A 20,121-nucleotide genomic window follows, 5' to 3' on the forward strand; every position below is an offset into this window, starting at 1 on the left:
GATCACCAGCGCCGCCGGCGTGGACATCTGGCTGCGTATGCCCAGCGACGTGGCTCCTGGCTGGACAACGGGTGGCACCATCAACCTGGGCAAGAACTTCATCCGTTCGACCTGGGGCCTGGATGATCCTTACCACCCCGTACCCGGCATCCTGACTGGCCAGGCCAACGTGGTCACCAGCACCGTCAGCCCGATCAGCTCGACCACGTTCGCACCAGTGAGCGGCACGTCGATCGTCAACACCGCTCAGGCCAACCTGGCTGCCGTGACGGCCTACCCGGTGCTGTACCAACCGCCCACGAGCTTCTCGACGCCGACCTTCGGCCCGATCGCCCGCCCCGTCAACGGCACGGCAGCAGACATGGGCGCCATCGAGTTCTGATCAGGTTCCCGGCGCGAACAGCGCCACTTGCTCAGCTCAACAAGAAAGGCTGGAACTCCGAAAGGGGTCCAGCCTTTTTACCTTGATGGCGCCATGGCCAGGAAGTCATGGCTCAAGCGTGTCAAACTTTGGGTACGCCGCATCCCCCGAACACGCTCGAACATGCCCTACCCACCCATCATGCACAGCCTGTCACGCCGAACTTTCGTCGCTCTGGTGCCTGCCGTGGGCGCGCTGGGTTGGTGCGCTCGCGCGCAGGCCGACACGCTGCTGAAAGAAACCGACCAGGAAGCCATCGCGATGGACTACCGCGCGGATGCTGGCATGGTTGACGCGGCCAAATTCCCGAAATTCAAACCCGGCCAGACCTGCGCGAACTGCTCGCTGTATGCGGGCGACAAAGGCGCGGCGTCCGGCCCCTGCGGCCTGTTCATGTTCAAGGACGTGACCGCCATCGGCTGGTGCAATGCCTGGGAGAAAAAGGCGTGACAACCGCAGCTGACCAAGCCTTGCCCAACCATGCCTGCCCACTGTGTGGTGGCCCGAACGCCTGCGCGCCCGCCGAATCCGGCAAGCTGGACACGCCTTGCTGGTGCCGCAGCGTGACATTCAGTGCGGACCTGCTGGCCAAGGTCCCGGATCAGCTCAAGAACAAGGCCTGCATCTGCGCTGCCTGTGCGGGCAAATCGCCAGCGTGATCCACACTGTGCTGGCAGCTGCCAGGCATGCGTCGGCAACAAAAAAGCCCAGTCGCAAGACTGGGCTTTTTGCATTGTTCAGATGGTGCCGGAGAAAGGAATCGAACCCTCGACCTTCTCATTACGAATGAGCTGCTCTACCGACTGAGCTACACCGGCGTCCAAGACCAAAATTCTAGCACGCCAAATTACTGTACTTCACGGTGGTAGGCGGTCACGCGTTCCACTTCGTTCTTGGAGCCCAACACCACGCTCACGCGCTCGTGCAGTTGCGAGGGGTTGATTTCCATGATCCGCTGCAGGCCGTTGGTCGAGGCACCGCCCGCCTGCTCCACCAGGAAGCTCATGGGGTTGGCTTCGTACATCAAGCGAAGCTTGCCGGGCTTGTTGGGCTCGCGCTTGTCCCAGGGGTACATGAAGATGCCGCCGCGGGTCAGGATGCGGTGCACGTCGGCCACCATCGAGGCCACCCAGCGCATGTTGAAGTCCTTGCCGCGCACGCCTTCCTTGCCTGCCAGGCATTCGTCGATGTAGCGCTTGACGGGGGAAGCCCAGTGGCGCATGTTCGACATGTTGATGGCGAACTCCTTGGTGTCTTCGGGGATCTTGACGTCGCTGTCGGTCATCACCCACGAGCCTTGCTCGCGGTCCAGCGTGAACATGACCACGCCCTTGCCGACGGTCAGCACCAGGGTGGTTTGCGGGCCGTACACGCAGTAGCCCGCACAGACCTGGTCAGTACCGGGCTGCAGGAAGCTCTCGTTGGTGACATCGCCACCCTTGTGCTTGAGCACCGAGAAGATGGTGCCGATGCTGACGTTCACGTCGATGTTGCTGGAGCCGTCGAGGGGATCGAACAGCAGCAGGTATTCGCCTTGGGGGTAGCGATTGGGCACAGCATGCATGTCGTCCATTTCTTCGGACGCCATGCCGGCCAGGTGGCCGCCCCATTCGTTGGCCTCGATCAGCACCTCGTTGGCGATGATGTCCAGCTTCTTCTGGACTTCGCCTTGCACGTTCTCGCTGCCGGCGGTGCCCAGGACTTCACCCAGGGCGCCCTTGTTGACGCTGATGGCAATGCGCTTGCAGGCGCGGGCCACGACTTCGATGAGCAGGCGCAGTTGCGCCGGGATCTGGGCTTCGCCACGCTGCTGCTCGATCAGGTACTGCGTGAGGCTGATGTGTTTGGTCATGGTCTTGACTCTGTCTGGAAGATTAAAAAGTGCTGCTTGCTGACGCTCAATCCTGCAGCGCTCGCGTGACGATCTCGCGCACGTCATCGGAGAGCTCGACCTTGGCCGCCACGCGGCTGATGGCCTCGCGCGCCGCCGTGCGGTAGGGCTCGGCCAGGCGACGCCAGTGGTCCATGGCGCGGGCCAGGCGGGCCGCCAGTTGCGGGTTGATGCTGTCGATCTCGATGACGCGGTCTGCCCAGAACACATAGCCAGCGGCATCCGTGCGGTGGAAGGCGGCCGGGTTCATCTGGCACAGCGCCATCAACAGGCTGCGCGCGCGGTTGGGCGTGCGCAGCGTGAAGTCGGGGTGCTGCATCAGGGCCTTGGCACGGGCAAAGACCTTGCCGTCCTTCTCTGGTGCCGTGGCTTGCAGGGTGAACCACTTGTCGATGACCAGGGCCTCGTCCTTGTACTGCTCGTGGAAACGCTCCAGCGCCGGCACGGCCAGCTCGGCATGGCTGTGCACCAAGGCCGACAAGGCACCCAGCCGGTCGGTCATGTTGGTGGCGTCCTTGAAGCGCTGGAAGGCCCGGCCCGGCCAGATCGGGTTGTGGCGCGTGACACCATCGAGCGTCAGCATGCTCAAGGCCAGGTTGCTCAGGGCGCGACGGCCTGCACTGACCGCGTCGGGAGAGTAGCCACCGCTGTCCTGATGGTGCTCGTAAGCCCAGGCCCAGTCCTCATGCAGGGCTTGCGCCAGCTGCAACTTCATGGTTTCGCGCGCGGTGTGGATGCGCTGCGAGTCCACCACGTCGAGCTGTTCGGCCACATAGGCTTCGCTCGGCAGGGTCAGCACCAGGTCCTTGAAGGCCGCGTCCAGCTCGGGGTGGCGCAGCACGCCACGCATGGCGTCGATGAAGCGCTGATCCAGCTCCATGTGGCCGTTGCCATGCACCGCGTGCAGGATGCGGCGCAGGGCCAGCTTCTGCGCGGCTTCCCAACGGTTGAAGGGGTCCAGATCGTGGCTGAGCAGGGTGAACAGCGCGTCATCGCCCAGTTCGGTTTCCAACACCACAGGGGCAGAGAAACCGCGCAGCAGCGAGGGCACCGGCTCGACCGGCACGTGCGCGAAGGTGAAGGTCTGCGAGGCTTCGGACAGCACCAGCACCGTGTCATGGCCGACGGGCTCCAGGCTGCCTTCGAAATGCAGGTTGATGTGGCGGCCATCAACCCCCACCAGGCCCATGGCCACCGGGATCACGGCGGGCTGCTTGACGGGCTGGCCCGGTGTGGCGGCCGCGGTCTGGCTGAGCGTCAGGGTGTAGATTTGGTTGGCTGCGTCGTACACGCCATGGGCCTGCACACGGGGCGTGCCCGCCTGGCTGTACCAGCGCTTGAACTGGTCCAGCCGTTTGGCCAGTTCGCTGCCGGGGTTGGCGTCTGCAATGGCCTGGGCGAAATCGTCGCAGGTCACGGCCTGGCCGTCATGGCGGCTGAAGTACAGCGCCATGCCCTTGGCAAATCCTTCTGCGCCCACCAGGGTGTGCATCATGCGCACGACCTCGGCGCCCTTTTCGTACACGGTGGCCGTGTAGAAGTTGTCGATGGCCATGTAGCTGTCAGGGCGCACCGGATGGGCCATGGGGCCCGCATCTTCCGGGAACTGCAACTGGCGCAGGGTGCGCACGTCTTCAATGCGCTTCACAGCCCGGGCGCTCTGGCTGCCGGCCATGTCCTGGCTGAACTGCTGGTCGCGGAAGACGGTCAGGCCTTCCTTCAAGGACAGCTGGAACCAGTCACGGCAGGTGACGCGGTTGCCGGTCCAGTTGTGGAAGTACTCGTGGGCGACCACGCTTTCGACGTTGCCAAAGTCCACATCGGTGGCGGTGGCGGGGTTGGCCAGAACGAACTTCGTGTTGAAGATGTTCAGGCCCTTGTTCTCCATGGCGCCCATGTTGAAGTCGCTCACGGCGACGATCATGAAGCGCTCCAGATCCAGGCTCAGGTTGAAGCGGGCTTCATCCCAGGCGATGGAGGCGATCAGCGAGTTCATCGCGTGTTCGGTCTTGTCCAGGTCACCTGCGCGCACGAAGATCTGCAGCAGGTGGTCCTTGCCGGCACGGGTGCGGATGCGCTGTTCGCGGCGCACCAGGTCAGCGGCCACCAGGGCAAACAGGTAGCAGGGCTTGGGATGCGGGTCTTCCCAGACAGCGTAGTGGCGGGCTCCGTCGATGGCGCCCTCTTCGATCAGGTTGCCGTTGGACAGCAGCACCGGGTACTTGAGCTTGTCGGCCTTGAGCGTCACCTTGAAGGTCGCCATCACGTCGGGGCGATCCAGGAAATAGGTGATGCGGCGGAAACCCAGGGCCTCGCATTGCGTGAAGAAGTTGCCGCTGCTGGTGTACAGACCCGACAGCTGCGTGTTCTTCTCGGGGGCGCAGGTGTTGCGGATTTCGAGCAGGAAGGGCTGCTGGGGCAGGTTCTCCAGTACGAGCTGCTGGTTCTCGACCCGGAAGGTCACGGGCTCGCCATCAACCAGCACGCGGGTCAGGGTGATGTCCTCGCCGTCCAGGCGCAGGGGGGCACCGGCCTGGCTGGCATTGGGCTCCACGGTCATCTTGTTGATGACCAGGGTCTTGGCCGGGTCCAGATCAAAGGTCAGATCGACCGTCTTGATCCAGAAGGCGGGCGCCGCGTAGTCTTCGCGGCGAATGAGGGTAGCGGTACCTTCACGCATGTCTGTGAGTCCTTTGGATGAAGAACTTCAAGGAAGCCCTGGGGTGTATGCAGGCGGCCTGCAGTGGCGTCAAACTCAGACGCCTTGCTTCAGGCTGGCTTCGATGAACTGGTCAAGATCACCATCCAGCACCTTCTGGGTGTTGGAGATTTCGACGTTGGTGCGCAAGTCCTTGATGCGGCTGTTGTCCAGCACATAAGAGCGGATCTGGTGTCCCCAGCCCACATCGGTCTTGGTGTCTTCGAGCTTTTGCTGCTCTTCCTGGCGCTTGCGCATCTCATGGTCGTACAGGCGCGAACGCAGGCGCTTCCAGGCGACATCGCGGTTGCTGTGCTGGCTTCGGCCATCCTGGCACTGTACGACGATGCCGGTCGGGATGTGCGTCAGGCGCACGGCCGAGTCGGTCTTGTTGATGTGCTGGCCACCCGCACCGCTGGCGCGGAAGGTGTCGGTGCGCACGTCAGCCGGGTTGATCTCGATCTCGATGGTGTCGTCGATCTCGGGGTAGACGAACACGCTGGCAAAGCTGGTGTGGCGGCCGCCGGAAGAGTCGAACGGCGACTTGCGGACCAGGCGGTGCACGCCGGTTTCGGTGCGCAGCAGGCCAAAGGCATATTCGCCCTCCACCTTGATGGTGGCGCTCTTGATGCCGGCGGTGTCGCCCTCTGTCATGTCTTCCACCGTGGCGGTGAAGCCCTTGCGCTCGGCGTAGCGGATGTACTGGCGCAGCAGCATGCTGGCCCAGTCGCAAGCCTCGGTCCCACCGGCACCGGCCTGGATGTCCACAAACGCGGGCAAGGGGTCGGCCGGGTTGTTGAACATGCGGCGGAACTCCAGATCACCCACGCGGGCAGCCTGGGCGGCCACATCGTCCAGAATCGCTTGCAGGCCGTCCATGTCGCCATCGGCCTTGGACATCTCGAACAGCTCGGCGTTGTCGGCCAGCCCGGTTTCCAGCTCGGCAATGGTCACGACCACGTTTTCAAGCGACTTCTTTTCTTTGCCCAGCTCCTGGGCGCGCTTGGGGTCGTTCCAGACCGACGGGTCTTCGAGTTCGGCGTTGACTTCGCTCAGGCGGCGGGACTTTTCATCCCAGTCAAAGATACCTCCGTAGTTCGGCGGTCCGCTGGGTCAGGTCGGCAATTTGAGCGCCCAGGGCGTTGATGTGTTCGATGTCCATGTGGATCCTGCGGATGGTTCGGGTCGTTGTTCAAGTCAAAAAGGCCCGGCAGTCAGCGACTGGAGCCTTTTTCAATCTGGCTATTTTCTCACGTGGCGGGCGCATTATCCGAAAGCGCCACGTTCAGGTAATTGGCGTTTCCAAGAAGTTGGCGATGTGCACCGCCAGTTCTTCGGGCTGGTCATGGTGCAGCATGTGGCCGGCGTCGTCGATGCTTTCCAGGCGGAAATCCGGCACAAGCTTCACGCGCTCCAGAAATTCCTCGCGCGAGAAGCGGCCGTTGAACAGCATGAAATACAGCGTCTGGGCGCCTTCCACGAACAGGACCGGGCACTGGATGCGCTTGAGAAAAGCACAGACCTCTTCGACGCGGTAGAGGATCGGCTGCGGGCGTTTGTGCGCCGGGTCGGCGTTGATCACCCAGCGCTCGCCCTGCTTGCGCGCCCAATGCCCGGCCAGCCACAGCGCGAACGAGCTGCGCAGGCGTGGGTTGTTGGCCTGCAGGCGTTTGGCGACCTCTTCCAGGGTGGCGTAGTCCTTGAGCTGGACGGGCTTTTTCAGCTCGTCGAGCCACTTGACGTAACGATCTGGCGCCTCCTGGGCCTCGGTGGCCGGCATGCCGAAGCCCTCCAGGTTGACCAGACGGCGGATGCGCTCGGAGCGCACACCGGCATACAGCATGACGACGTTGCCGCCCATGCTGTGCCCCAGCAGGTCGATCTGCTGCCCGGGCGCCAGCTCGTCGAGCAGCAAGTCCAGGTCACCCAGGTAATCGGCAAAGAAATAGCTGTCCGTCTGGGGGGTGTCGGTCAGGCCAAACCCTCGCCAGTCGATGGCCACGATGGGGCGGTCCGCCCAGCCCGGCTGTTGCCTCAGCGCGTCAACCATGAACTGGAAGGACGCCGAGGTGTCCATCCAGCCATGCACCATCACCAGCAAGGGTTGCGCGGGTGTCACACGGGCGGTGTCGCCCCAGACAAACACATGGTGTTTCAAGCCCCGCACGGTGACGAAGCGCGACTCAGCGGTGTGAACGGGCACATAAGCCTGAGAGCTGGACATAGGGGAAGCGGCCTCCAAAACGTGAACAAGTACCGACAGCGCGAACCCCCTTTAAGGGGGAGGACCCGATTGCCAACGCCCATCATCGCCGAAGACACTGTTTTTCACCTAAGCTGGCTCGCTCAGCGAAAAGAGACACACTTCGAACGAATCCAAGGTCCGTGAGCGCCGTCATCCCATCCAACATGCAGCAGCAGGCCCCCGCCTCCCTCCCCGTGCCGGCAATGGGTCGCTTTGGTCCCATCGCCGTGTCCGTGGCGGCGGTGGCGGCCGTCAGCATGGGCCTGATCGCCTGGTCACACATTGGCTGGCACAAGTTGCAGCAGCGCGCCCATGTGTTCGACACGCTGCTGTCTGAAACGCAGTTCCAGGTGCGCCAGAGCCAGGCCCTGGCCGAACAACGCGTGCTGGGCCAGTCCGACATCAGCGACAGCATGGTGGACGCCCCAGCCGCCAAGGCGCAAGCCACCGTACACCAGTTGCGCGTGCAGGCCCCGCCGTCCCTGGACCCGTCCCTGGCCCAGTTGCTGGCCAAGATTGACCAAGCACGCCAGACTCTATTGCAGCGCCTGCACACCCCCGCCATCACCGACGCGAACCGGCTGCAACACGCGCTGGCCGAGGTGGACGACGCCGCCAAGGTTGCCGCCCGCACCTGGGCCGCCGAGCTGAACGAAGAAACCGAAGCCCAGCATCGGCTGGACAAAATCAACATGGGGCTGGTGGGCGGCATGACCCTGCTGCTGCTGACCCTGATGGGCCGCGCCCACAAGCAGCGCGAGCAGGCCGCTGGCGCCCTCAAGGCCCGCGAAGCGCAGTTGCGCGCCTTTGCCGAGGTGCTGCCCGACCTGGCCTTTCACGTGGACGCCCAGGGGCACTTCCTGGACATCTACGGCAGCAACTTGCCCTTGCTGGGCCGCCCGCGTGAAGCCCTGATTGGCCTGGGGCTCAAAGACCTCTTCCCAGATGACATGGCGACCCGCTTCATGGGCGTCTTGCAACTGACCCTGCAGACGCGCACCACGCAATTGCAGACCTTCACGGTTCCCGTCAACCGCGAGCGTCGCCACTTCGACAGCCGCTGCGCCCCGATCGGCGACACCAACGAAGTCGTCTGGATGATCTGGGACATCACCTCCCGCCGCCAGATCGAGCACCGCCTGCGCCGCAAGACGCGCATGTACGACTTCCTCAGCCACGTGAACCAGGCCATCGTGCGCTCGGAAGACGACCAGACCTTGCTGGACAAGGTCTGCGAGGTCGCCGTGGACCACGGCCAGTTCCGCAAGGCCTGGGTGGCCCTGTTCGACGAGGACGACCGCCATCACCTCAGCTGCGTGGCGGTGGCTGGCGACGATGCCCCGCGCGCTGCCAGCCTGAGTTTCGATTTGCTGGCGCAGGACACCGAAGACGCCACGCTGGACATGGCCTTGCGCCACGGCCGCACCTTCCGCACGAAGGACCTGGGCCAATGCGGCCCGCGCCCGGCCTGGACGGACGAGGCCATGGCCGCAGGCATCCCCGGCTGCGTGGTGGTGCCCCTGCACCGCGACAACCTGCTGGTCGGCCACCTGATCCTGCTGGGCAAGCGCGTGGACGACCAGGACTCGGACGAGTTGTCCCTGTTCGAGGACCTGTCCGGCGACCTGTCGTTCGCGCTGCACAACCTGCACCGTGAGGCCCTGCGGGACGAGGCCGAAGAGCGCATCCGCCTGCACGCCGCCGCCCTGGAGAGCACCCAGGACGGCATGCTGGTGCTCAGCCGCAACCGCGTGCTGGTGTCGATCAACCCGGCCTTCACCGCCCTGACGGGTTACGCCGAAGACGAGGTGGTCGGGCGCTCCCCCGAGTTCCTGCTGCCCGACCGTCCGGACGAAACCCTGGCCGACATGCGCGGCGAGATGATCGGCAGCGGCTACTGGCAAGGCGAGGTCTGGTTCCGTCGCAAGAGCGGCGAGCTGTTCATGACCAAGCTGTCCGTGAGCGCAGTCAAGAGCGCCCGGGGCCGCCCCACCCACTTCGTGGGCGTGTTCACCGACATCACCCAGCTCAAGCAGACCGAAGAGCGCCTGGCCCGCATGGCCCACTTCGACCCGCTGACCGAACTGCCCAACCGCGTGATGATCCACCAGCGCCTGGCGCACGCCGTGAACCTGGCACAGCGCCACCACACCCTGGTCGGCGTGATCTTCATCGATCTGGACAACTTCAAGACCGTCAACGACGGCCTGGGCCACGCCGCCGGCGACAGCCTGCTCAAGCAGGTCGCCCACCGCCTGCGCCAGCGCGTGCGCCAGGAAGACACCCTGGGGCGCCTGGGCGGCGACGAGTTCATCCTGGTGCTGGAGCACCTGCGCCACCCGCAGCAGGCAGCCCACGTGGCCACCGCCATCCTGGAGACGCTCAACCAGCCCTTCACGCTGGACGGCGGCCAGCAGGTCTATGTGCGTGCCAGCATCGGCATCAGCCTGTTCCCTGCCGACGGCCAGGATGCGCCTGAGCTGGTCCGCAATGCAGACGCGGCCATGTACGAGTCCAAGCGCCGCGGCCGCAACAGCTTCAGCTTCTACACCGAGTCCTTCACCAGCGATGCCACTTCGCGGCTGCAACTGGAAACGCGTCTGCGGCGCGCCGTCGAGCACGGCGAGTTCGTGCTGCACTACCAGCCCATGATCAGCCTGGTCACGCGCAAGGTGACGGCGGTCGAGGCCCTGGTGCGCCTGAGAACCCCGACCGAAAGCGATGTCTGCCTGCCCTCGGTCAGCCCGACCCAGTTCATCCCCGTGATGGAAGAAACCGGCATGATCGTGGCACTCAGCGAATGGGTGCTGCAGGAAGCCTGTCGCCAGGGCAAGGCCTGGCTGGACGCCGGGCTGGACTTCGGCCGCATCGCCGTCAACCTGTCGCCCAGCGAGATTCGCCGCGGTGGCGTGGTCGAACGCCTGTCGCGCATCCTCAACCGCACCGGCCTGCCACCTGACCGGCTCGAGATCGAGATCACCGAGAGCGGCTTGATGGAGTCCGGCATGGGCGCCGAGCAGTTCCTGCAGATGCTGCATGCGCTGGGCGTGTTCCTGTCCATCGACGATTTCGGGACGGGCTACTCCTCGCTGGCCTACCTCAAGCGCTTCCCTGTGCACCAGCTCAAGATCGACCGCAGCTTTGTGCAGGACCTGCCTGGCAACGACAGCGACGCCCAACTGGTGGGCACCATGATCTCCATGGCCCACGGCCTGCGCATGAAGGTGGTGGCCGAAGGCGTCGAGATGCCCGATCAGGAAGCCTTCCTGGCCAGCCGGGGCTGCGACGTGGTGCAAGGCTATCTGTACAGCCGGCCGGTACCCGCCGTTCAGATCGAACACCTGCTTGAAAACACCTAGTCGACAGCTGATCGATCGCGAGCCAAACAACGGGTCAAGCAAAAAAAGCACGATCGTTCGATAATGGGCCTCCGTTCAAATTACGCAGGTTCATCCATGACTGAAAACGCCTCTGTCACGCCCCTGGCTCAATTGCTGGCCAGCCGCCGCCGTGAAGGCCAACGTGTGAGCTTCCTGGTCACGCCCGACTGGGGCCAGGGCCGCACCACTTTTGGTGGCCTGCTGTCGGTGCTGGTCGTGCAGGCCATGCGTGATGTGTGCGGCGCCGACTGGCCGCTGCGCGCCCTGCAGACCAATTTCGTGGGCCCGGTGGCGCCCGGCGTCATGGATGTGGAGGTGACCCTGCTGCGCCAGGGCAAAAACATCCGCCAGATCCAGGCCCGTGTCACCCAGCCTGATGCCCAGGGCCAGGAACAGGTTGGCGGCGTGCTGCTGGGCGTGTTCGGCACGGGGCGCGAATCGGCCCTGCCCCATCTGCGCCCGGCGCAAGAGGTGGTGGCCAAAGGCCCGTACGAGGTGCCCAAATGGCCCTTCGTGCCCAATGTGACGCCCGCTTTCACCCAGCACCTGGACATCCGCCATGCGGACGGCGTCATCCCCTTCACCGGGGCCAAGGAGTGGCACAGCCGCACCCACATCCGCCTCAATGAGGTCGAAGGTGTGGACGCCGAACTGCAGGCTGTGCTGCTGGCCGATGCCGGCCCGACGCCCGCGCTGGGCCAGCTCAAGGGTTTTGCGCCGGCCTCATCCGTGTCCTGGGCCCTGGAGTTGCGACCGGTTGAAGTGGGCGACCCGAAAGGCTTTTGGCGCATGGACAAGGACGCCCTGGCCACCGGCGAAGGCTACGTCAACGAAAAAACGTCCCTGTGGACACCCTGCGGCCAGCTGGCGGCACTGGGCTACCAGGTGGTTGCGGTGTATGCCTGACGCCAGCGCCGTGCAGGGTGAGCAGGGCAAGGGGGGCGATGAGGCCGGCCTGGATCGCCCACACTCACTCTGGCACCTGCTCGTGGCGTTTTCTGCCCTGGCCATGCAGGGCTTTGGCGGCGTGATCGCCGTGGCCCAGCGCGAACTGTGCGAGCGCCGGCGCTGGTTGACGCCACAGGATTTTGTTGAACTGCTCAGCGGCGCGCAGGTGCTGCCCGGCCCCAATGTGTGCAACCTGTCGCTGATGATCGGCGACCGCTTCTTTGGCTGGCGTGGTGCTTTGGTGGCCCTGGCCGGCATGATCGCCGCCCCCATGGCCTTGATGCTGACCCTGGCCTGGTTGCTGGGTGAGGCCGCCAATGTGGGCCACGCGCAGGATGTGATCCGGCACGCCCTGGGCGGCATCGCCGCGGTCGCGGCCGGGCAGATCATCGGCACGGTGCTGAAGCTGGCCGCCCCGGTGAAAGACCATGTGCTGGGCTGGCCCGCTTGTGTCGCCCTGGCCGCGCTGGCCTTTTCAATGATGGCCTGGCTGCACTGGCCACTGGTCTGGGTGTTGCTGGGGCTGGGCTCGCTGACCTGCGTGGGCACCTACGTGCTGCTGCGCCGCCGTGCGGTTGGCAAGGGAAGTACCGCATGACACCGCTGATGTGGTCACCCGATATCTGGTGGGCGCTGTTTGGCCACTTTCTGGCCTTGTCGCTCATGTCGATCGGCGGGGCCATCACGCTGGTGCCGGACATGCACCGCCGCCTGGTCACCGATGCCGGCCTGCTCAACGACACGGACTTCACCTCGGCCATCGCGCTGGCCCAGGCCGCACCCGGCCCCAATGTGCTGTTCGTGGCCTTGATGGGCTGGTACAGCGGTGGCCTGGGCGGCGCGCTCGTCAGCATGGTGGGCATCATGCTGCCCTCCACCACACTGGCCCTGGCCGTCTCGCGCTGGGTGTCCACGCGCCGCCATTGGCTGAGCGTGCAGGCTTTCCAGGCGGGGATGGTCCCCGTGACCATCGGGCTGTTGCTGGCCACTGGCTGGCACCTGGCCCCACCCATCCAGACCGCACCCAAGGCGCTGCTGCTCAGCGCGGTGATCGCCTTGCTGGTCTGGCGCACCAAGGTTTCGCTGATCTGGCTGGTGGCTGCAGGCGCCGTGCTCGGCGGGCTGGGCCTGGTCTGATCAAGGCACTTTTACCGAACCCATCATGAACACCGCATCGTCGAACCTGAACATCGTCCACAAGCCTGAGATCGGCCGCTTCGAAGCCATCGTTGATGGCCTGCGCTGCGAGGCCGACTACCTGCTTGACGGCCACATCGTGCGCATGACCCACACAGGGGTGCCGGCGCAACTGGAAGGAAGAGGTATTGCGGCCGCGCTGGTCAAGGCCGCGCTGACATGGGCACGGGCCCAGGGCCACCAGGTCGAACCGATCTGCAGCTATGTGCGCATTTACATCAAGCGCCACCCCGAGTGGCAGGATCTGTTGGCCTGAGGCTGGTCGCCCTCATTGGAAGGGCAAACTCACCACCCCAGCACGCGTTGCCGCTGAACCGGAGTGAGGGCCTGCGCCATCGCCTGGGCAAAATCCGCCTGCAGCTTGTAGGCACGCGGCGGATCATCGTCCAGGCTGGAAATGCGCACGAGCAGCCCATCCGGAATCCCCCCCAACGCCCCCGGCCTCAGCTGCCGGAGTTTGAAGTGGGTTTCATCTGCAATCAGTTCATTGCCCAACAAACGCCAGTAGGTGATGGGCTCAGGCCGCCCCTCCAGGCTGGCGAACAGACGCGTCACCGGCACAGATCGACCCAGCAGGCTCAAATCACCCGCCTCGACCTGGCTGACCTTGAACCCACCGGCCTTGTAGCAAACCTCTGGCCGGTGCATCTGCAGCCCAACCGACTGCTGCCGGCCATAAGCCACCGACAGCATGATGCGCCGGCCGGCATCGTCCATATAGGTGCGCTCCAGCACCTGGTCGTACATCTGGAACTGCCGGGCACGTTCAAACGCTGGGCGGATCAGGGCGGCTGCGGCCGGGTCCAGACGCCAGCCCCCGAACGCGCTGGGAAACAGCTGCTCCAGCGGCGTGTTGGCGCGCACTTGCGCCTCGGCTTGGGGTTTGGGCAGGAAGGCATGGCTGAACACGGCCGTCAGCGCCATGAAGAGGGCCATCAGCCAAGCGGTTTTCATGTGCATGCGCATGGGTGTCAGGCCTTGGGTTCAGCCTGACGGTCTGGCAGAAAGAGGCCCAGCAGGGCATCCACCAAGCCGATCAAGGCCAGGGCCACGGCAAACAGCACGATGCCCGCGAAGTTGTGGATGAAGCCCTGCCCCACCGCGTCACCAAAGTGGTAGGTCACCACCACCAGGATCATCACCCGGATGACATTGGCAAAGAAAGACACAGGCACGGCAAACGCAGCCAACAGCCCATTGCGCAGCCAGGACTGGTGGTTGACCAGGTAGCTGTACAGCAGGCCCATGGCCTCCAGGATGAACATCGAGTGCAGGCCCGCACAAGCTTCGGCCACCAGCAACTGGTATTGCCCGGCCGTGATGACCACACCAGATCGCCCCACCGGGTAACCAACCGCGCCCAGGATCACCGTGGCCAGCGCGGACACGGCCTCCTTGAGCGGCGCTGTCAGCATCAGCACAACCGAAAACGGAATGGGGATCACAAACAGGGCGAACAACCACATGAACCAGGTCTGCCGCAGCCCAGCCCAGCCCTTGCAGGCCAGCAAAATGCTCACGCTGATCCACCACAAGGACAGCATCTCGATGCGGATGAACTCCTGTGTGCGGCCAAAGGCATAGGCCAGCAGGCCCAAGGCCAGGCTGCACCAGGCCCACCATGCCGGCGTGCGATCAGGCAAGGCGCGGATGGACGGCCATTGCCGCCACATCAGCCAGACGACGACAGACAGCAGCAGCAACTCGTGCCCCTGGCTGTAAGCCGACCACTGGCCGAACATGAAATCCCACAAGCTGGGCACAGCCAGGGTCAGCCAGCCCGCCCCCACCACCAGCCAGAACGCCATGGGCCGGGGTGGATGGGCAGCTGCGGCGGTGGCGCTCATGGTGCAGAAGCGGCCGACGCGCCCGAAGCCGGCTGGGCAAACGCCCCCATGCGCTGAACCTTGGCCTTTTGCCGCAAGGCTTCCATGCCCTTTTGCACCAGCTCGCGCCGCGCATTGGACAGCAGCGCCGCCTGAATGGCGTTGTTCGCCTGACCGCTGCTCATCGGCGTTTCTTCGGCGTTCAGCAAGGTCAGGATCACCAGGCCATCCTTGCGCTGGATGCCCATGGACTGTCCGTTCTTCAGGTAGACCAGTTGCGACAGCAAGTCCATGGGCAGGCCTTCGGCCCACTGGACGCTGTTGCGGCGGCTGTAGGTCACGCCGCTGTCATTGACGAGGGTGTTCACGGCCTCTACGGTGGCCAGCTTTTCAACCTTGTCCTTGAGTTCAAGTACCTTGTCGGTGGGCGCCTTGACCAGGGTTTCCTGCAAGGTGTACTGGCGCCGTTTGGCGAACAACTCGGGGTGCGAGTCGTAATAGCGGCTGACAGCCTCGGAGTCCGGCATGATCACCTTCTCGGCGAGCTGATCCTGATAGGCACGGGCCAGCACCTCGCGCTTGGCCAACTCCATGGCCTGCAGGACGCGAGGGGTCTTGTCCAGCCCCGCCTGACGGGCGGCCTGCGCCGCCAGCTCCTGATCGATCAGGCTGTCGAGTGCGCGATGCGGGCCGTTGGCCCCCAGCTGCTCCGCGATGGCCGGTTGTGCCGCCAGCATGGCCTCGACCTGGTGGATGGAGATCTCGCTGTCGTTGACCTGGGCAACGATCTGCGACGTGTCGCCGCTGACCGCCGATTTGTCTTTACCTGGACAGCCTGTCAGCATCAGGGCCACGCCCAGGCCCAAGGCCCCACTCAACAAACGACCAGCCAGGTGGGCGGACTCGCGACTCAAGCGATGCATGTTCAGGTGTCTCCTCGGAGGGCCGCACGACAGGCGCAGCCGTGCACCATTATGTTCACAAGATGAAACGCACGATCCCAAAAACAAACGGACCCGAAGGTCCGTTTTGTTGATCGGTGCAAAAAGACCGAAGATCAGCGAGCAGCGCGGCGGCGAACCATGTAACCCACGCCAGCCAGGCCCACCAGGGTCAAGGCCAGGTCAGCAGGTTCAGGCGCAGCCGAAGCGACCGGCGAGGACACGGCCTTGATGGTGCCGCTGTAGCTGCCGTAGCCAGCGAACAAACCCGACACCGCGCCATTCACTGCCAGCGAGTAGCTACCGGCAGCCAGACCCGAGAAGGTGAAGGAGTTGGCCGTGGTGTCCTTGGCGATGACGCTGGACGAACCGCCCGAGGTCAAAGTCAACGAGTTCAGCACCACGTCCTTGGTGAAGAACAGGATGTAGGACGTGTCAACCGTCGTGCCCGACACGGTGCCGGAGTCAGCGATCGAGAACGTGTAGTAATCGGTGAAGTCGGAGACGTTCGTGAAGAACGTGTTGCCGAAAGTCGTGCCCGACGAGGTGAGCGCACCGAGGTCTTCGGTCTTGGCTTGCACTTGCGAAGCCATGGCAGCGACTGCGAAGGCAACTGCGGCGAGACGGGTGAAGGTGTTCATGGTTGGCTCACTCGATTTGGAATGTGAGTATTGTGCACGTTTCTGTTTCTAAACGTTACCCCTAACGTGGGGGGTGGAGAACCCCCATATCAGGGTCGCCATTCCCTGGGCTGCGCCCTTGTGTTGATGACCGAAATCACGGGCTTTTTTCGCCATGTCAAATCGCATGTCGCCATTACAAAATGTCACACTCCTCATGACGGCAGAACGGAGGTCTGGCACGCGGTATGCCGCGCCTGCCGCCTCGCTCAACTCGGACGCCTCGGCAAAATTGAAGGTGTGGGGGCCCATGATCACCGGGCAGCCACAGGCCGCCGCCTCGATCAGGTTCTGTCCACCCAGGGGTGCAAAACTGCCTCCCAGCAAAGCCACGTGTGCCGCGGCGTAATAGGCCGGCATCTCCCCCATGGAGTCACCCAACCAGATCTCGGCCTCTTTGGCGGAGGCGTCGGGCTGGCCGTCGGGCCAGGTGCTGCGGCGTGACAGCGATACACCCGTTTGGGTTATGAGGCTGGCCACTTCGTCAAAACGCTGGGGGTGACGGGGCACGATCATCAGACGGGGTGCATCACCCAGTTGCGGCCAATTGGGCGACCGCCGCAGGGCCGTCCAGGCATCCAGCAAGCCCGGCTCCTCTCCTTCGCGCGTGCTGGCTGCCAGCACGATGGGGCGCGCCGACGCCTTGGACCAGGCCTGGCCTTGCGCCAGCAAGGTGGGTGGGGGCGACATGTCGAACTTGACGTTGCCGCATACCCGCACATCTTGCGTGCCCATGGCCTGCAGGCGCCGGGCGTCATCGGGTGTCTGGGCCAGCGCCGCGGTCAGGGCTTGTGCGGCCGGGCGCATCAAGGCGCCCAGCCTCATGCCTTGTTGGAGGCTCTTCTCGCTCAAGCGGGCGTTGGCCAGCACCATGGGCACCCCCATGCGCCTGGCCACGTGCTGGACGTTGGGCCAGACCTCGGTTTCCATGAGCACGCCCACGCTGGGCCGGTGCATGGCCAGAAAGCGCTTGACTGCGCCGGGCGTGTCAAACGGAAACCAGGTCTGCACATCCCCGGGCTGCAGCAAGGCACGTCCGGCTTCACGGCCGGTGGCGGTACCGTTGGTCAGCAAGAGGCGCATGTCTGGGCGCTGCTGACGCAAGGCCTGGATCAGCGGCGCAGCCGCCCTTGCCTCTCCCAGCGAGACAGCATGCACCCAGACAACCGGGCGCGCAGGCGCACCCAGGCCATCGCGCCAGGCACGCCGATAGGCCGCGTCATAAAAGCCCAGGCGTTGTGGCCAGGCTTCGCGGTAGCCAGGCTCCACCTTGCCGCGCGACCAGATCCGCCACAGGTAGGCGGGCGTGCCCAGGCGCAGCAACAGGCTGTAGGCCTGCCTGGCCAACCAGGGTTTGAAAACGGGCGCCCTCAACTCAGTGTGCCGAAGCGCCCACGTGGGCGTCAGGCTTGACCGCCAGGATTTGCGCCATGAAGTGTTGCTGGATGCGCTCCAGCGCCTCGGGCGTCTGGCCCTCGAAACGCAGCACCAGTACGGGCGTCGTGTTCGAGGCGCGCACGAGCCCGAAGCCATCCGGGTAGTCGGCACGCAGGCCATCGATGGTGGTCAGCTCGGCGCCGTCAAACGTGGCCGTCTGGCGCAGCTTCTCGATCACGGCGTGGTGCTCGCCTTCGGCACAGGGCACGTTCAGCTCGGGTGTGCTGAAGCTGGTGGGCAGCGCGTCCAGCACGGCGCTGGGGTTGGCCACCTTGCTGAGGATTTCGAGCAGGCGGCCGGCCGTGTAGGTGGCGTCGTCAAAACCGTACCAGCGCTCACCAAAGAAGATGTGGCCGCTCATCTCGCCGGCGAAGGGCGAGTTGAGCTCCTTGAGCTTGGCCTTGACCAGGCTGTGGCCGGTCTTGTACATCGTGGGCACGCCACCGGCCTCGCGGATGGCAATCGCCAGGCGCTGGCTGCACTTGACGTCGAAGATGATGGGCGCGCCCGGCACGCGCGAGAGCACGTCCTTGGCGAACAGCATGATCTGGCGGTCCGGAAAGATGTTGTTGCCGTCCTTGGTGACCACGCCCAGGCGGTCGCCGTCGCCGTCAAAAGCCAGGCCCAGTTCGGCGCCGTGTTCTTTCACGGCCTTGATCAGGTCGACCAGGTTTTCAGGCTTGGAGGGATCGGGGTGGTGGTTGGGGAAGTCGCCATCGACTTCGGAGTACAGCTCGATCACCTCGCAGCCCAGGGCGCGCAGGATGCCGGGGGCCGAGGCGCCGGGGATGCCGTTGCCCGAGTCCACCACGATCTTCATCGGGCGGGCCAGCTTGCAGTCTCCGGCGATGCGCTTGGTGTACTCGTCCAGCACGTTCAGCTCGACCAGGTTGCCCGCGCCCGTGGCGTAGTCTTCCTTCTCGATGCGCTGGCGCAGGCCCTGGATGTCGTCACCATAAATGGCGCGGCCGGCCAGCACCATCTTGAAGCCGTTGTAATCCTTGGGGTTGTGGCTGCCCGTCACCTGGATGCCGCTGTGGCAGCCCTCGGCGCCACGGGTGGCGGCCACGTAGTACAGCATGGGCGTGGTCACGGCGCCCAGGTCGATCACGTTGACGCCGGTCGAGCGCAGGCCCTTGATCAGGGCGCCGCTCAGGGAAGGGCCCGACAAGCGGCCGTCACGGCCGATGGCCACGGTCTTTTCGCCCAGCTTGAGCGCCTCGGTCCCGAAGGCACGGCCCAGATGCTCGGCCACGGCCTCGTTCAAGGTCTGCCCGACGACGCCCCGGATGTCATAGGCCTTGAAGATGGATGCGGCAACTTGCATGGTGGTCCTTCGTTTGATGTGTGGTGGTCTGCCCGGCCCAGCCTGCGGCAAATCCGGTGATTTTAGGGATGCCTGCGTGACGGTTGGTGAATTCGGGCAACACTGCCTGCTTCCACCCCGTGAATCGAGGTACCCATCAGGGGTTTGACGAACTCGATAGGATGACACGCATGAAACCAAGGGACTTGATCGAATTGCTGTTTCTGGCCGCCGTGTGGGGTGGCTCTTTTCTGTTTCTGCGGGTGGCCTCGCCGGCCATCGGGCCTTTGGGCGTGGCGGCGTTCCGGGTCACGGGCGGGGCCATGATGCTGCTGCCGCTGGTGGTGCTGCACCGCGAAGGCGCAGCCCTGCGTCGCCACCTGCCGCAACTGGTAGGGGCGGCCGTGCTGTCCAGCATCCTGCCCTTTCTGGGCTTGAGCCAGGCATCGCGCAGCCTGCCTGCGGGGTTGCTGTCGATCCTGAACGCGACCACACCCATGTGGGGCGCCCTGGTGGGCTGGCTGTGGGCCCATGAAAAACTCTCGCTGCAACGCGCGCTGGGGCTGGGCATGAGCTTTGCCGGGGTGGCGCTGCTGGCCAGCGATGGGCACCAGTTTTCGACCGAAGGGGCCACGGGCGGTGCGCTGCTGGCACTGGGCTCCACCCTGATGTACGCCTTTGCCGTGCACTACAACAAGCGCTACCTGTCCACCTTGAGCCCCCTGACCAACAGTGCGGGCACCTTGGCGGTGGCCAGCGCCCTGCTGGTGCTGCCGGCCTTGTGGGTGGGGCCACAGCCCGCGCATGCGGCCATGCCCGGCAACGCAAGCTGGGCCGAGGTCCCCCCCGGCGCCTGGACGGCCTTGCTGGCGCTGACGGTGTTGTGCACGGGCGTGGCCTACCTGATTTTCTACCGCCTGATCGACCGCATTGGCGCCAGCCGCGCGCTGACCGTGACCTTCCTGATCCCCGTCTTCGGCATGATGTGGGGCGCCCTGTTTCTGGGTGAGCGCATCACGGCCATGATGATGGCCAGCACCACGGTCATCCTGCTGGGCACCTGGTTGTCCAACCACGGCGCGGCCTTGCCCACCCCTGCGTTGGACGAAGCCCCGCCCCGCCTGGTCATCGACAAAAAACAGTGAGCCCCC

Annotated in this window: 19 protein-coding genes and 1 tRNA gene; 9 read left to right on the forward strand and 11 right to left on the reverse strand. The window is 64.7% G+C overall.

What is annotated here, in order from left to right; all coding sequences use genetic code 11:
- The 3 genes from HY019_RS19305 to HY019_RS19315 all read left to right on the forward strand — a co-directional run.
- Positions 1 to 382, forward strand: a 382-nt coding sequence (locus HY019_RS19305) for a hypothetical protein (RefSeq protein ID WP_290695300.1), incomplete at its 5' end; no start/stop codon positions are given.
- Between the two features lie 162 nt (positions 383 to 544).
- The gene (locus tag HY019_RS19310; protein ID WP_290695302.1) at positions 545 to 871 is read left to right on the forward strand and encodes a high-potential iron-sulfur protein; all 327 of its coding nucleotides are present in this window, start codon (positions 545 to 547) and stop codon (positions 869 to 871) included.
- Positions 868 to 1,080 (forward strand): cysteine-rich CWC family protein, encoded by a 213-nt coding sequence (locus HY019_RS19315; RefSeq protein WP_290695304.1) that lies wholly within the window; start codon positions 868 to 870, stop codon positions 1,078 to 1,080. Before HY019_RS19310 ends, HY019_RS19315 begins: the two co-directional genes overlap by 4 nt.
- An 83-nt stretch (positions 1,081 to 1,163) precedes the next feature.
- Here the strand turns inward: HY019_RS19315 and HY019_RS19320 are convergent.
- From HY019_RS19320 to HY019_RS19340, 5 genes are all read right to left on the reverse strand, one after another.
- A tRNA-Thr gene (locus HY019_RS19320) sits at positions 1,164 to 1,239 on the reverse strand.
- Positions 1,240 to 1,268: 29 nt separating this feature from the next.
- Positions 1,269 to 2,273: a class 1 fructose-bisphosphatase gene (locus HY019_RS19325; protein WP_290695307.1), complete on the reverse strand. Its 1,005-nt coding sequence runs from the start codon at positions 2,271 to 2,273 to the stop codon at positions 1,269 to 1,271.
- A 46-nt stretch (positions 2,274 to 2,319) separates the two neighbouring features.
- Positions 2,320 to 4,992 (reverse strand): aminopeptidase N, encoded by a 2,673-nt coding sequence (gene pepN / locus HY019_RS19330; RefSeq protein ID WP_290695310.1) that lies wholly within the window; start codon positions 4,990 to 4,992, stop codon positions 2,320 to 2,322.
- 75 nt (positions 4,993 to 5,067) lie between these two features.
- Positions 5,068 to 6,172 (reverse strand): peptide chain release factor 2 gene (gene prfB, locus HY019_RS19335; RefSeq protein ID WP_290695311.1). Its coding sequence is split into 2 segments (ribosomal slippage): positions 5,068 to 6,090 and positions 6,092 to 6,172, totalling 1,104 coding nucleotides; the frame shifts between segments, so codons are not numbered across the junction.
- Positions 6,173 to 6,295: 123 nt separating this feature from the next.
- Positions 6,296 to 7,234: an alpha/beta hydrolase gene (locus tag HY019_RS19340; RefSeq protein ID WP_290695313.1), complete on the reverse strand. Its 939-nt coding sequence runs from the start codon at positions 7,232 to 7,234 to the stop codon at positions 6,296 to 6,298.
- A 161-nt stretch (positions 7,235 to 7,395) separates the two neighbouring features.
- On the opposite strand from HY019_RS19340, the gene HY019_RS19345 reads away from it, so the two are divergent.
- The 5 genes from HY019_RS19345 to HY019_RS19365 all read left to right on the forward strand — a co-directional run bounded on the left by HY019_RS19345 (position 7,396) and on the right by HY019_RS19365 (position 13,036).
- Positions 7,396 to 10,614: an EAL domain-containing protein gene (locus HY019_RS19345; protein WP_290695315.1), complete on the forward strand. Its 3,219-nt coding sequence runs from the start codon at positions 7,396 to 7,398 to the stop codon at positions 10,612 to 10,614.
- 96 nt (positions 10,615 to 10,710) lie between these two features.
- Complete coding sequence (locus HY019_RS19350) at positions 10,711 to 11,541, forward strand: thioesterase family protein (RefSeq protein ID WP_290695318.1); 831 nt, start codon at positions 10,711 to 10,713, stop codon at positions 11,539 to 11,541.
- Positions 11,534 to 12,181 (forward strand): chromate transporter, encoded by a 648-nt coding sequence (locus tag HY019_RS19355; protein WP_290695320.1) that lies wholly within the window; start codon positions 11,534 to 11,536, stop codon positions 12,179 to 12,181. Before HY019_RS19350 ends, HY019_RS19355 begins: the two co-directional genes overlap by 8 nt.
- The gene (locus tag HY019_RS19360) at positions 12,178 to 12,720 is read left to right on the forward strand and encodes a chromate transporter (protein ID WP_290695323.1); all 543 of its coding nucleotides are present in this window, start codon (positions 12,178 to 12,180) and stop codon (positions 12,718 to 12,720) included. Before HY019_RS19355 ends, HY019_RS19360 begins: the two co-directional genes overlap by 4 nt.
- A 25-nt stretch (positions 12,721 to 12,745) precedes the next feature.
- The gene (locus HY019_RS19365) at positions 12,746 to 13,036 is read left to right on the forward strand and encodes a GNAT family N-acetyltransferase (RefSeq protein WP_290695326.1); all 291 of its coding nucleotides are present in this window, start codon (positions 12,746 to 12,748) and stop codon (positions 13,034 to 13,036) included.
- A 29-nt stretch (positions 13,037 to 13,065) separates the two neighbouring features.
- Here HY019_RS19365 and epsI read toward each other — a convergent pair whose 3' ends face one another.
- The 6 genes from epsI to HY019_RS19395 all read right to left on the reverse strand — a co-directional run bounded on the left by epsI (position 13,066) and on the right by HY019_RS19395 (position 18,991).
- Positions 13,066 to 13,734: an exosortase-associated protein EpsI, B-type gene (gene epsI / locus HY019_RS19370; protein WP_290695328.1), complete on the reverse strand. Its 669-nt coding sequence runs from the start codon at positions 13,732 to 13,734 to the stop codon at positions 13,066 to 13,068.
- Between the two features lie 17 nt (positions 13,735 to 13,751).
- Positions 13,752 to 14,627 (reverse strand): exosortase B, encoded by an 876-nt coding sequence (gene xrtB / locus HY019_RS19375; protein WP_290695331.1) that lies wholly within the window; start codon positions 14,625 to 14,627, stop codon positions 13,752 to 13,754.
- The gene (locus HY019_RS19380) at positions 14,624 to 15,529 is read right to left on the reverse strand and encodes an EpsD family peptidyl-prolyl cis-trans isomerase (RefSeq protein ID WP_290695333.1); all 906 of its coding nucleotides are present in this window, start codon (positions 15,527 to 15,529) and stop codon (positions 14,624 to 14,626) included. Before HY019_RS19380 ends, xrtB begins: the two co-directional genes overlap by 4 nt.
- Positions 15,530 to 15,663: 134 nt before the next feature.
- The gene (locus HY019_RS19385; protein WP_290695335.1) at positions 15,664 to 16,188 is read right to left on the reverse strand and encodes an FxDxF family PEP-CTERM protein; all 525 of its coding nucleotides are present in this window, start codon (positions 16,186 to 16,188) and stop codon (positions 15,664 to 15,666) included.
- Between the two features lie 48 nt (positions 16,189 to 16,236).
- A complete protein-coding gene (locus HY019_RS19390; RefSeq protein WP_290695337.1) occupies positions 16,237 to 17,601 on the reverse strand; it encodes a 3-deoxy-D-manno-octulosonic acid transferase in 1,365 nt (454 codons plus the stop codon).
- A gap of 1 nt (position 17,602) precedes the next feature.
- Complete coding sequence (locus HY019_RS19395) at positions 17,603 to 18,991, reverse strand: phosphomannomutase/phosphoglucomutase (protein WP_290695340.1); 1,389 nt, start codon at positions 18,989 to 18,991, stop codon at positions 17,603 to 17,605.
- Positions 18,992 to 19,161: 170 nt separating this feature from the next.
- Here HY019_RS19395 and HY019_RS19400 point away from each other — a divergent pair, with 170 nt between their 5' ends.
- On the forward strand, positions 19,162 to 20,115 hold the full coding sequence (locus HY019_RS19400; protein WP_290695342.1) for a DMT family transporter: 954 nt from the start codon (positions 19,162 to 19,164) through the stop codon (positions 20,113 to 20,115).
- Positions 20,116 to 20,121: the final 6 nt, after the last annotated feature.

Source organism: Aquabacterium sp. (genome assembly GCF_016195855.1).
GTDB lineage: Bacteria > Pseudomonadota > Gammaproteobacteria > Burkholderiales > Burkholderiaceae_C > Aquabacterium.